This is a genomic window from Xanthomonas sp. SHU 166, assembly GCF_000364685.1.
Classification (GTDB): Bacteria; Pseudomonadota; Gammaproteobacteria; order Xanthomonadales; family Xanthomonadaceae; genus Xanthomonas_A; species Xanthomonas_A sontii.
Genome location: NZ_AQOJ01000534.1, coordinates 1 through 12,251 on the forward strand (window position 1 = coordinate 1; position 12,251 = coordinate 12,251).

Genomic DNA, 12,251 nt, shown 5'->3' on the forward strand with positions numbered 1-12,251 from the left:
TAGCTGCCTCAGCCTCTGCAATCCCAAATTCCCAATCCCCGCCCCCAGGCATGTGCCACAAGCTGGGCATCGCGATGCTGGACTTGCCCGGCCCCAGACGCTAGCGTGCAAAGCGTTTTTGTCGTTTCAGGGGTAACCATGAACAACGCTGCCGCGCCGCGCCAGCTCACGTTCCGTGCCGTGGTGCTGGCGATCGTGCTGGCCGTGGTGCTGTCCGCCGCCAATGCCTACCTCGGTCTGTTCGCCGGCCTGACCATCGCCACCGCGATTCCGGCGGCGGTGGTGTCGATGGGGGTGCTGCGCCTGCTCGGCGGCGGCTCCATCCTCGAGAACAACATCGTGCAGACCGGCGCCTCGGCCGGTTCCTCGATCGCGGCGGGGGTGATCTTCACCATTCCGGCGCTGGTGATCATGGGCTACTGGCCGGACTTCAAGTACTGGTGGGTGCTCGGCATCGCCGGCATGGGCGGCCTGCTCGGGGTGCTGTTCTCGGTGCCGCTGCGGCGCTCGATGATCGTCGAGGATCCGCTGCCGTTCCCGGAGGGCAAGGCCGCCGCGGAAGTGCTCAAGGCCGGTGAGAATCCCGGGCCGGGGCTGAAGATCCTGGGCCTGTCGGCGGCGATCGGCGGGCTGGTCAAGCTCGGCGCGGCCAGCGGCCTGAAGGTGATTCCGGATACCTGGGCGCAGGCTGCGTACGTCGGCAGCAGCAAGATGGTCGGCTACGTGGGCACCAATCTGTCGCCGGCGCTGCTGGGCGTGGGCTATATCGTCGGGCTCAACGTCGGCATCGTGGTGCTGTCCGGCTCGATCCTGTCCTGGCACCTGGCCATCCCGCTCTACCAGCAGTTCTTCATGGGCTCCGACCCGGCGCTGGCGCAGAGCCTGGCCAACGCGCCGGCGGCCGAAGCCGCGTTCGGCATCTGGGCGGCCAAGGTGCGCTATCTGGGCGTGGGCGCGATGCTGATCGGCGGCGTGTGGACGCTGTTCTCGCTGCGCAAGTCGCTGCTGTCGGGCGTCAAGAGCGGCTTCGCCGCGGCGCGCAAGAGCACCGGCGGCGCCGCGGTGGCCGAGACCGATCGCGACTTGCCGATGAAGTGGATGCTGGTGGCGCTGCTGCTGTGCACGCTGCCGCTGCTGGGCCTGTACCAGGCCATCGTCGGCCAGTGGCACGTCAGCGTGCCGATGACCCTCATCATGATCGTCGCCGGCTTCCTGTTCGTCTCGGTGTCCGGCTACCTGGCCGGCCTGATCGGCTCGTCGAACAACCCGGTCTCCGGCATCACCATCTCCACCATCCTGTTCGCCTCGGCGGTGCTGGTGCTGCTGCTCGGGCGCGATTCGCCGATCGGCGCGGTCGCCGCGATCATGATCGGCGCGGTGGTGTGCTGCGCCGCCGCAGTGGGCGGCGACAACCTGCAGGATCTGAAGGCCGGCTACCTGGTCGGCGCCACGCCGTGGAAGCAGCAGCTGATGCTGGCGATCGGTGCGTTCTCTTGCGCGTTGATCATGGCGCCGGTGCTGAATCTGCTGGCCCAGGCCTATGGCATCGGCGCAGCCACGCCGCAGCATCCCAATGCGCTGGCGGCGCCGCAAGCCACGCTGATGGCGTCGGTGGCCAAGGGCCTGTTCGGCGGCGAGTTGCCGTGGACCATGATCGCCATCGGCGCCGGCGTTGGCGCGGCGATCATCGCCCTGGACGAGTGGCTGAAGAAGACCGGCAAGCGCTTCCGCGTGCCGGTGCTGGCCGCGGCGATCGGCATTTACCTGCCGCTGGAGCTGATGGTGCCGATCTTCCTCGGCGGCCTGCTGACCCACCTGGTCGAGCGCTTCCACAAGATCCGCGCCGATGACGAAGAGGGCCGCGATCGCGTGCACCGCCCGGGCACGCTGTTCGCCGCGGGCCTGATCACCGGCGAGGCGTTGATGGGCATCGCGATCGCGGTGCCGATCGTGGCCTCGGGCCGCGCCGACGTGCTGGCGCTGCCGGAAGCATTCCACCTCAATCAGTGGTACGGCCTGGCGCTGCTGGCCTTCGTCGGCTGGCTGCTGTACCGCACCGGCCGCAAGGGCGAAGCCGCGGCCGCGCCGCGCACGTAACCGGCGCAACCGCCTCCCGCAACGCAACATCCGAAGCCCGGCCCCGCGCCGGGCTTCGCTTTTTCCGGCCGGGCCCGCGCGCCGCACGTCCCGATCCCATCAGCTTCTCGCTGGCTGCTCCGCGCCGCGTGGGTCGCAAAGACCGAATCTTGCCCCGCCCGCGTGCGCCTCCCGCGGTCCGCCTCACCACCAAGGCCAGCTTCGGCACCGGCCTGCTGCACTTCGCCGTATCAGTGCCTCGCGGCCCCTCCCGATCCACCACGCGCATCCGGCCGCGGTATGGCCACGGTTCGCTTGCTATCCGAAACCGGGTCAGTGCGGATCTTCGTAGCCCCAGCCGAGCCAGCGCCCCGCGCTTCCCAATCCCGATTCCCGATTCCCCATTCCCAGCCTTCCCATGACTTCAGTCCTTTGCGCCACGCCCACCGCGGCCCCTACCATCGACGTTTTGCCGTGTTCCGGAGACGCCCGATGACCCTGCGCTACGCCTTGCTGCCCCTGGCCCTGCTGACCGCGCTGCCCGCGCTGGCCGCCACCCGCGGTTTCGAAGTTCGCGACATGGTCGCGCTGGACCGGGTGTCCTCGCCGCTGCTGACGCCCGATGGCGGCACGGTGATCTTCGCCAAGCGGCAGATGGACAAGGCGCTGGAGAAATCCAGCACCAGCCTGTGGCTGCGCGACCTGCGCACCCGCGATGCGGCGCCGCCGAAGCGGCTGACCCCGGAAGGCTGGAACGTCAATTCGCCGGAGCTGTCGGCCGACGGCAAGACCGTGTACTTCCTCAGCGCCAAGTCCGGCCGCCAGCAGCTGTACGCGCTGCCGCTGGCCGGCGGCGCGCCGCGCCAGCTCACCGATTTCGCGCTGGACGTGGACAGCTACCGCATCGCCCCGCAGGGCGACCGCGTGGCCTTCAGCGCCGGCGTGTTCCAGGACTGCGGCTCGGACCTGGCCTGCACGCAGAAGCGCCTGGACGCCAAGAAGCAGTCCAAGGCCACCGGCGTGGTGTTTGACCAGTTGTTCGTGCGCCACTGGGATACCTGGAACGACGGTCGCCGCAACAGCCTGTTCGTCGCGCCGCTGCCGGCCGGCGCCAAGGCCAAGCCGGTGGCCGGCGCCTCGGCGGTCAGCGTGACCCTGGCCGGCGACATCCCCTCCAAGCCGTTCGGCGGCAGCGAGGACTACACCTGGGCGCCGGACGGGCAGTCGCTGGTCGCCAGCGTGCGCGTGGCCGGCCGCGAGGAACCGTGGTCGACCAACTTCGACCTGTACCGGCTGGACTCCGCCGGCAAGGCCGCGCCGGTCAACCTGACCGCGTCCAACCCGGCCTGGGACGCCGGCCCGGTGTTCTCCGCCGACGGCAAGACGCTGTTCTACCGCGCGATGAAGCGCCCCGGCTTCGAGGCCGACCGCTTCGGCCTGATGGCGATGGACGTGGCCAGCGGCAAGACCCGCGAGATCGCCCCGCAGTGGGATCGCTCCGCTGGCGAGATCGTGCTCTCGGCCGACGGCAAGACCGTCTACACCACCGCCGACGACATGGGCCAGCACCCGCTGTTCGCGGTGGACGTGGCCGATGGCAAGGTCCGCACCGTGGCGGCCGACGGCAGCGTCGGCTCACCGGTCCTGGCCGGCAACACCCTGGCCTTCACCCGCAACAGCCTCAAGAGCGGCGACCAGATCATGGTCGCCGATGCCGACGGCCAGCAGCCGCGCGCCATCACCCCCAGCGCCAGCGAACTGCTACCGGACGTGAAGTTTGGCGACTACGAGCAGTTCTCGTTCAAGGGCTGGAACAACGACACCGTGCACGGCTATGTGGTCAAGCCGTACAACTACCAGGAAGGCAAGACCTATCCGGTGGCGTTCCTGATCCACGGCGGCCCGCAAGGCAGCTTCGGCAACGGCTGGAGCTACCGCTGGAATCCGCAGACCTATGCGGGGCAGGGCTACGCGGTGGTGATGATCGACTTCCACGGTTCCACCGGCTACGGCCAGGCCTTTACCGATGCGATCAGCCAGCACTGGGGCGACCGCCCGCTGGAAGACCTGCAGAAGGGCTGGGACGCGGCGCAGAAGCAGTACGGCTTCCTCAATGGCGACAAGGCCTGCGCGCTCGGCGCCAGCTACGGCGGCTACATGGTCTATTGGATGGCCGGCAACTGGAACAAGCCGTGGAAGTGCCTGGTCGACCACGACGGCGTGTTCGACAACCGCATGATGGGCTATGCCACCGAGGAGCTGTGGTTCAGCGAGTGGGAGAACGGTGGCACGCCGTGGCAGAACCCGGCCGGCTACGAGAAGTTCAACCCGATCCTGCACGTGGACAAGTGGAAGGTGCCGATGCTGGTGATCCATGGCCAGCAGGATTTCCGCATCCCGATGGAGCAGGGCCTGGCCGCGTTCGGCGCGCTGCAGCGCAAGGGCATCGAGTCCAAGTTCCTGTACTTCCCGGACGAGAACCACTGGGTGCTGAAGCCGCAGAACAGCATCCTCTGGCACGACACGGTCAATGGCTGGCTGAAGCAGCATATCGGGCAGTGAGGGGACCTGGGGCCTGGGTTTTCCGGGCCCCTTCTGGGATACGGCCCAGGTCCCGGGATTCGGGATTCGGGATTCGGGATTCGGGATTTTCCCGCGATCCCGGTAATCCGATGGCCCTTGTGGGAGGGGCTTCAGCCCCGACGCCTTACCGCTAAAGCGTCGGCGCTGAAGCCCCTCCCACAAAAACAACAGGGCGCTTGCAGCGCATCGCTCCTGCGAATTCACCCGCGGCTTGTTGCTCTCTTTCGATCTTTGTTGACACCTCCAAACCTCCAACCGCGGCGCACGAATCCCGAATCCCCACTCCCGAATCCCCGCCCCACAGCCCGATGCCCTCGACGCCCCTGATCACCAACGACATCGTCATCTTCGGCCTGATCGCCGCCACCCTGGGTGCGGTGTTCTGGACCGCAGCGCGGCCGTCGGGAGTCTGGAAGCGCTTCTACGGCTTCGTGCCGGCGCTGTTGCTGTGCTATCTGATTCCGGGCATCTACAACACCGTCGGGCTGATCGACGGCCAGCACAATTCGCTCTACAACCCGGTCGCGCGCGACGTGCTGCTGCCGGCGGCGCTGGTGCTGCTCACCCTCACCATCGATCTCAAGGGCATCCTGCGGCTGGGGCCGAAGCTGGTGGCGATGTACCTGGGCGCGTCCTTGAGCATCATGCTCGGCGCGGTGGTCGCGTTCCAGGTGATGAAGTGGCTGCATCCGGTGACCGTGGCCGGCGACACCTGGGCCGGCATGGCCGCATTGGCCGGCAGTTGGATCGGCGGCGGCGCCAACATGCTGGCGATGCGCGAAGTGTTCCAGGTCGATGCCACCACCTTCGGCCAGTTCGCGGTGGTCGACGTCGGCGTCGGCTACGTGTGGATGGCGCTGCTGATCTTCTTTGCGCAACGTGCGCCGGCGATCGATGCGCGCACGGGCGCCGACACCCGCGGCATCGACGACCTCAAGCAGCGCATCGCCCACTTTCAGGCCCAGCACGAGCGCGTCGCCAGCCTCACCGACCTGATGCTGATCGTCGGCGTGGCCTTCGGCGCGGTCGGCCTGGCGCATGCGATCGCCACTCCCACGGCGGCGTGGTTCGACGCGAACGTGAGTTGGGCCAAGCAGTTCAGCCTCGGCTCGCCGTTCGTGTGGGTGGTGGTGCTGGCGACCACCTTCGGCCTGCTGCTCAGCTTCACCCGCGCGCGCACGCTCGAGGGCGCCGGCGCCTCGCGCATCGGCACGCTGCTGCTGTATTTCCTGATCGCCTGCATCGGCATGCAGATGGATCTGCTGGCGCTGTTCGACCGGCCCTGGATCTTCGCGCTCGGCCTGATCTGGCTCATCGTGCACGTCCTGCTGCTGCTGGCGCTGGGCAAGCTGCTGCGGGTGCCGTTCTTCTACTTCGCGATCGGCTCGCAGAGCAACGTCGGCGGCCCGGCCTCGGCGCCGGTGGTGGCGGCCGCGTTCCATCCGGCGCTGGCCCCGGTCGGCGTGCTGCTGGGCACGATGGGCTACGCCACCGGCACGTACCTGGCCTATCTGGTCGGCATCACCCTGCGCGCGATGGCCGGCGCTGGCTGAGTCGCGGCGGCGTGACCGCCGCAGCCTGTTCGCGTGCGGCAGCGCGATGTAGGGGCCGGCGCTGGGACTGCCGCCGTACATCGCGGGCGTGGATCTGGGGCGCTGCGTCCAGCGGTGTGCCTGCGAAACCGCTGGTCTGGGTGGTGGACGCCACGGCAGGCGTCGGCGTGGACGCCTGCCGTGATGCAGTCGCAGGCGGCGACTACTGCATCGCCACGCTGCGCTGCCGTTCTTCCTGCTGCTGTGGCGGCGCCTGCAGGTTCTGTTGCTGCAACTGGCCGACGTTGGCCTGCGACGGCTCGTGGGCCGCGGCCGCGGTCTGGACCTGGCTGCGCAGGTGCGCCGGGTTCTCCGGTTGCCCCTGGACCGCGAACAGTCGGTCGCCATCGCGGCTGGGCAGCACCTGGTCGATGCGCTGCAGGCCGTCCTGGCCGGCGCGCGCGGCGACGCTGGCGGCGGTGTTGAGGAAGGCTGCGTCGTCGTGCAGGCCGAGCCGGTCGCGCTGGCCGTCCAACTGCACCACCGCGTCGTTGAACAGGCGGCTGCCGGTCGACAGCGAACCGGATTGCCCCTGGCTCTGGACCTGACCCTGGCTCTGGTTCTGCGCCAGGTCCTCGGCCTTCATCACCGAATCGATGCCGTGCAGGTCCAGGCGATGCTTGAGCATCATCCCGGGGATCAGGCGCTGGCCGAACGACAGCGGGTCCGGTTCCGGCAGCTGGATCTGGTGGCCGGCGGCGTCGGGCATCAGGCCGCGGGTCAGCAGGTTGTCTTCCTGCAGGTAGGTCAGCAGTTCGTTCTTGACGTGATAGCCGCGGATCAGCCCGTCGGCGGCATAGGCCTTGGCCGCGTCGGCATCCAGCCCTTCGCGCTCGAGCGTCTTGTTGTTGACCCCGGCGGCGTTGAAGGTCACCGCCGGCACGTCGTTGACCATCGACGAGGCCGCGGCCAGGCCGCCGCCCAGCGAGTGCCCGGAGATCAGCAGGTTGTCGCCGAAGGCCTGCTTGGCCTGGCTGCCGAGCTGGATCGCCGAGGCGTACTGTGAGTCGGAAAAGCCCAGGCCCTGGCCGAGGTTGTGTTTCCAGTCCTTCAGTTCGTCGGTGCCGCAGAAGCCCAGCACCACGTTGCCCTGCGGGTTGCGGTAGAACGCGGCATCGAAGCCGCTCTTGGCGTCGTGCTGCAGGCTGGGATCGATGCCGGCGCGCTGCAGCGCGGCGTCGTCCATGCGCGACCAGCCGTCGGGCAGCGCGGCGAAGGTCTCGGCGCCGCCGACGCGGCGTTCGGCCGCGGTGTGGTAGAGGTCCTGCAGCAGTGGCGGCAGTTGCCGGTCCACGGCCTGCGGCTGCTGGCCGCGGACGGCGTCGGAGAAGGAGGTGGACGGATCGGACGGGGAAAGCTCGTTCTGGTTCATGCGCGGCTCCGTGCGAATGTGGCGACCGACCGCGTCAGCGGCTCGCTTCCAACGGGATGGCGTGGGCGCTCAGCCAGGCGCGCACGTCGTTGCGGACCTGCTGCGCGTTGGCGTTGAGCAGGCGCTCAGGCGTGTTGAAGAAGTACGCCTGGAAGGTCTTGCCCTGGGCGTTGCGCAGGCTCGGATCGACCCCGGCCTGCAGCAGCCTGGGCACCCACGGATTGCCGGCGCTGCTCTGCGCGGCCAGGTGCAGCAACGAGTTGCCGGTGGCGTCGACCCGCTTCGGATCGGCGCCGGCCTTGAGCAGCATCTCGATCTGCGCGTCGCGCTTGCTCTGCACGGCGCGGAACAGCGGCGTCCAGTTCGCGCGCGCACTCACCGGATCGACCGGGGCGCCGTGCTGCAGCAGGATCTCCAGGTATTGCGGATCCTTGGCCATGGCGGCCATGTGCACCACGGTTTCCTGATCCATGCCCGGCAGCGACGGGTCGGCACCGGCGTCGAGCAGCGCCGCCAGCGCGCGCGGCTGTTCGTTCCAGATGGCCCATTCGAGCAGGGTGACGTTCTGGTCGCCGTGCGCGGACAGGTCCGTGCTGGGCGCCAGGGCGGCGATGCGGGCGACGTCGCCGCGCGCGATGGCGGCGGCGATGTCGGCGAGTGCGGGGTCGCGGAACGCGACCGAATGATCCTGCAGCGAGGCTGACATGGCGGAATGCTCCTTGGCGCCGGACTGTGCGGCGCAACTGACCGAGAAGAACAGCGAGGTCGCGAGTGCGATCAGGGCGGGGACGGGCGTACGCATGCAAGGCTCCTTTCCTGTTCGCGGTCCTGGGATGACGGCGCACGTCCTGGCGCCGTTGCCGATGCTAGCAGCGGATCGCAGTGGTGTTGTGCCAGTTTTGTGACGCAGTCTGCGAATCGCTGGTGGCGTCCCGCCAGGCGGTCCATCGTTTAACCGGAAACAAACGCTTGGCGGCCGGGATATCGCCGAGACGCGATTGCTGCCGCGAGCGGGCAGGGCGGACAGGCAGTGCCGCAGGCGCGTGCAGCGCGTGCGCATGGGATTGGCCGCGCTGCCGCGACTGCAGGCGCCGCACAGGCGAGGGACATGTGCGCAGCGGCATAATGGACGTTTTCCCAAAGGAGCGCGCGATGACGGCGACCCCCTTCGACCTGTTGATCAGCGATTGCGACGGCGTGCTCGTCGACAGCGAAGTGCTGGCCGACCGGGTGATGCTCGACGCGCTGGGCGCCTATGTGCCGCGTGCCGACCTGGAACGCTTTATCGCGGGCAGCTTCGGCCTCACCGCACAGGAAATCGTGCAGCGCGTGCAACGGCAGTACGCGCTGGCGCTGCCGCCGGGCCTGTGCCAGGAGATCCGCACACGCTCGGAGGCGTTGATTGCCGCCGAGGTGCAGCCGATCGACGGCGTGCGCGAGGCCTTGCTGGCGTTGCCGCTGCCGCTGGCGGTCGCCTCCAACAGCATGCGCGAGAGCGTGGTCGCCTCGGTGGCGCGCGCCGGTCTACATGAGCGTGTCGGCGAACGCATCTTCAGCGCCGACATGGTGGCGCGGCCCAAGCCCGCGCCGGACGTGTATCTGCTGGCCGCGCGCACGCTGGAGGTGGCGCCGGAACGCTGCCTGGTGATCGAGGACAGCGTCACCGGTGCCAGCGCCGCGCTGGCCGCGGGCATGACCGTGATCGGCTTTACCGGCGCCGCGCACATTCCCGCCGGGCACGCCGCGACCCTGCGCCAGCTCGGCGTGGCCGCGGTGATGGAACACATGCGCGAACTGCCGCAGACCTATGCGGAACTGGTGCGCGCCGCGGCGGCATGAAGAGCCGGGATTGGGGAATCGGGATTCGGGAATGGGAGCGGCTCCGCGAGTGCATGGCATCCGCGTGCTTCTCTGTAAGAGCGGCTTCAGCCGCGATGCCTTGTCGGTAATGCGTCGCGGCTGAAGCCGTTCCTACAACAGCCAAGCGGCGATGCTCATTGCAAGCATCGCCGCAGTTTCGTCACGATCACCGCCGCGTTCGCCGAATGCCTTCAGGCGCCCACCACCAATCCCCAATCCCGACTCCCCAATCCCCGACTTTCAACAACAGCGAAACCCGCTCTTGCCACCGTACCGCGCCTCCTGGCGCTCGCGGAAGAAGGTCTTGTAGTCCATCGGCTCGCGGTCCGGATGCTTTTCCAGCATGTGCCGCACGTAGTTGTCGTAGTCGGGAATGCCGCAGCATAGCCGCGCGGTCTGTACCAGGCGCCGCCATAGCCGGCGGTGCGCCTGGTACTGCCCGACCGGAACCAGGGCGCCGGCCATTACAGGTCCGCCATCTGGTGCGGCTGCAGGGCCACATACGCGGTCTCGCGGTCGCTGCGCTGCGGGTTGCGGCGCGCGGCAAGAATGGTCTTGATCGCGTAGACCAGCACCGCGAACACCACGCACAGGAACAGCACGGTCAGCCCGGTGTTGACGTAGGCATTGGTGACGATCTGCTGCATCTGCGCCACCGACTTGGCCGGTGCGGTGATGGTGCCGCTGGCGATGGCGTCCTGGAACTTTTGCGCCTGCGCCATGAAGCCCTGCGACGGGTTGCGGTCGAAGATCTTGATCAGGCCGGCGTAGGTGGTGCAGATCAGCAGCCATGCCGCCGGCACCGCGGTCACCCACGCGTAGCGGTCGCGCTTCATCTTGAACAGCACCACGGTGCCCAGCATCAGCGCGATGCCGGCCAGCATCTGGTTGGAGATGCCGAACAGCGGCCACAGCGTCTGGATGCCGCCGAACGGATCGACCACGCCGGTGTACAGCAGGTAGCCCCACAGCGCCACGCAGCCGGCGGTGCCGATGATGTTGGCGGTCCACGACTCGGTCTTCTTCAACGCCGGGATGAAGTTGCCGAGCAGGTCCTGCAGCATGAAGCGTCCGGCGCGGGTGCCGGCGTCCACCGCGGTGAGGATGAACAGCGCCTCGAACAGGATCGCGAAGTGGTACCAGAAGGCCATCATCGCGTCGCTGCTGTTGGGGATGGCCTGGTGCAGGATCTGCGCGATGCCCACCGCCAGCGTCGGCGCGCCGCCGGCGCGATGCAGGATGGTGGGTTCGCCGATCGCCGCCGCGGTGGCGGTCAGTTGCTCCGGGGTGATGGCGAAGCCCCAGGTGGTGCTGATGTGGTGCGCGGCGGCGGCGACGTCGGCACCGATCACCGCGGCCGGGCTGTTCATCGCGAAGTACACGCCCGGGTCGATGATCGAGGCCGCCACCAGCGCCATCACCGCCACGAACGATTCCATCAGCATGCCGCCGTAGCCGATGTAGCGCATGTGCGACTCGTTGGCGAGCAGCTTGGGCGTGGTGCCCGAGGAGATCAGCGCATGGAAGCCGGACACCGCGCCGCAGGCGATGGTGATGAACAGGAACGGGAACAGGCCGCCCTTCCACACCGGGCCGTCGCCGCTGGCGGCGAACTGCGTGAGCGCCGGCATCTTCAGCTCCGGCATCACCACCAGGATGCCGATCGCCAGGGCGATGATGGTGCCGATCTTGAGGAAGGTGGACAGGTAGTCGCGCGGTGCCAGCAGCAGCCACACCGGCAGCACCGAGGCGACGAAGCCGTAGCCGATCAGCATCCAGGTGATCTGCGTTCCGGTGAAGGTGAAGGCCGGGCCCCAGGTGGGATCGGCGGCGACCTTGCCGCCGAACCAGATCGCCGCCAGCAGCAGGATCAGCCCCACCACCGAGATCTCGCCGATCTTGCCAGGGCGGATGTAGCGCATGTACACGCCCATCAGGATCGCGATGGGCATGGTCGCGATCACCGTGAACATGCCCCAGGGGCTTTCCGCCAGCGCCTTGACCACCACCATCGCCAGCACCGCCAGGATGATGATCATGATCAGGAAGGCGCCGAACAGGGCGATGGTGCCGGGCACCTGACCCATTTCCTCGCGGACCAGGTCGCCGAGCGAGCGGCCGTTGCGGCGGCTGGACAGGAACAGCACCATGAAGTCCTGCACCGCGCCGGCGACCACCACGCCGACCACCAGCCACAGCAGGCCGGGCAGGTAGCCCATCTGCGCGGCCAGCACCGGCCCGACCAGCGGTCCGGCGCCGGCGATGGCGGCGAAGTGGTGGCCGAACAGCACGTGCTTGTTGGTCGGCACGTAGTCCAGGCCGTCGTTGTTGAGCACCGCCGGCGTGGCCCGGGTGGGATCGAGCTGCATCACCTTGTCGGCGATGAACAGGCTGTAGAAGCGGTAGGCGATCAGGTAGATCGACACCGCGGCCACCACGATCCACAGCGCATTGATGTGTTCGCCGCGGCGCAGGGCGATGGTGCCGAGGCAGAACGCCGCCAGGATGGCGAGTGCGGCCCAGGCCAGCTTGGAAAACCCTTTCATGCAGAACGCTCCCCCGGAGATTGCCGCAAGGGTCGCCCCGATGGCCTGGGGGGTCAATGGCGAGGAGGGCCGAGGGGCTAGTACTTTGGTCGTAGACAGTCCTTGTGACGAACGGTGTAGCGGGGACGGACGGCGCAGCGCGCGAGTCCCTCTCCCCCCGGGAGAGGGGTTGGGATGAGGGTACGGGTGCGAAGCCCTCGCGAAGCCAGCCTGTGCGCGAGG

Annotated in this window: 8 protein-coding genes; 4 read left to right on the top strand and 4 right to left on the bottom strand. The window is 68.4% G+C overall.

Features of this window, described 5'->3' with window-relative positions:
• The first annotated feature begins 138 nt into the window (after positions 1 to 138).
• The 3 genes from D180_RS13755 to D180_RS13765 all read left to right on the top strand — a co-directional run bounded on the left by D180_RS13755 (position 139) and on the right by D180_RS13765 (position 6,212).
• A complete protein-coding gene (locus D180_RS13755) occupies positions 139 to 2,097 on the top strand; it encodes an oligopeptide transporter, OPT family (protein ID WP_017913252.1) in 1,959 nt (652 codons plus the stop codon).
• 471 nt (positions 2,098 to 2,568) lie between these two features.
• Positions 2,569 to 4,638: a S9 family peptidase gene (locus D180_RS13760; protein ID WP_017913253.1), complete on the top strand. Its 2,070-nt coding sequence runs from the start codon at positions 2,569 to 2,571 to the stop codon at positions 4,636 to 4,638.
• Positions 4,639 to 4,967: 329 nt separating this feature from the next.
• Positions 4,968 to 6,212 carry a DUF819 family protein gene (locus D180_RS13765; RefSeq protein ID WP_017913254.1) on the top strand — a complete coding sequence of 415 codons (1,245 nt, stop codon included), beginning with the start codon at positions 4,968 to 4,970 and terminating at the stop codon, positions 6,210 to 6,212.
• 202 nt (positions 6,213 to 6,414) lie between these two features.
• Here D180_RS13765 and D180_RS13770 read toward each other — a convergent pair whose 3' ends face one another.
• The gene (locus D180_RS13770; protein ID WP_017913255.1) at positions 6,415 to 7,623 is read right to left on the bottom strand and encodes an XVIPCD domain-containing protein; all 1,209 of its coding nucleotides are present in this window, start codon (positions 7,621 to 7,623) and stop codon (positions 6,415 to 6,417) included.
• Between the two features lie 34 nt (positions 7,624 to 7,657).
• Positions 7,658 to 8,425, bottom strand: a complete 768-nt coding sequence (locus D180_RS13775; RefSeq protein ID WP_017913256.1) for an ankyrin repeat domain-containing protein — start codon at positions 8,423 to 8,425, stop codon at positions 7,658 to 7,660.
• A 350-nt stretch (positions 8,426 to 8,775) separates the two neighbouring features.
• On the opposite strand from D180_RS13775, the gene D180_RS13780 reads away from it, so the two are divergent.
• Complete coding sequence (locus tag D180_RS13780) at positions 8,776 to 9,462, top strand: HAD family hydrolase (protein ID WP_017913257.1); 687 nt, start codon at positions 8,776 to 8,778, stop codon at positions 9,460 to 9,462.
• A gap of 261 nt (positions 9,463 to 9,723) precedes the next feature.
• Here the strand turns inward: D180_RS13780 and D180_RS13785 are convergent, their stop codons facing one another.
• Positions 9,724 to 9,948 (bottom strand): CstA-like transporter-associated (seleno)protein, encoded by a 225-nt coding sequence (locus tag D180_RS13785; protein ID WP_017909376.1) that lies wholly within the window; start codon positions 9,946 to 9,948, stop codon positions 9,724 to 9,726.
• On the bottom strand, positions 9,948 to 12,029 hold the full coding sequence (locus tag D180_RS13790) for a carbon starvation CstA family protein (RefSeq protein ID WP_017913258.1): 2,082 nt from the start codon (positions 12,027 to 12,029) through the stop codon (positions 9,948 to 9,950). Before D180_RS13790 ends, D180_RS13785 begins: the two co-directional genes overlap by 1 nt.
• Positions 12,030 to 12,251: the final 222 nt, after the last annotated feature.

Bases quoted from the DNA above. Each gene is read 5' to 3' on its own strand.
- D180_RS13790 (WP_017913258.1), bottom strand. From the start codon at position 12,029: ATGAAAGGGTTTTCCAAGCTGGCCTGGGCCGCACTCGCCATCCTGGCG.
- D180_RS13760 (WP_017913253.1), top strand. From the start codon at position 2,569: ATGACCCTGCGCTACGCCTTGCTGCCCCTGGCCCTGCTGACCGCGCTG.
- D180_RS13780 (WP_017913257.1), top strand. From the start codon at position 8,776: ATGACGGCGACCCCCTTCGACCTGTTGATCAGCGATTGCGACGGCGTG.
- D180_RS13755 (WP_017913252.1), top strand. From the start codon at position 139: ATGAACAACGCTGCCGCGCCGCGCCAGCTCACGTTCCGTGCCGTGGTG.
- D180_RS13770 (WP_017913255.1), bottom strand. From the start codon at position 7,623: ATGAACCAGAACGAGCTTTCCCCGTCCGATCCGTCCACCTCCTTCTCC.
- D180_RS13785 (WP_017909376.1), bottom strand. From the start codon at position 9,948: ATGGCCGGCGCCCTGGTTCCGGTCGGGCAGTACCAGGCGCACCGCCGG.
- D180_RS13775 (WP_017913256.1), bottom strand. From the start codon at position 8,425: ATGCGTACGCCCGTCCCCGCCCTGATCGCACTCGCGACCTCGCTGTTC.
- D180_RS13765 (WP_017913254.1), top strand. From the start codon at position 4,968: ATGCCCTCGACGCCCCTGATCACCAACGACATCGTCATCTTCGGCCTG.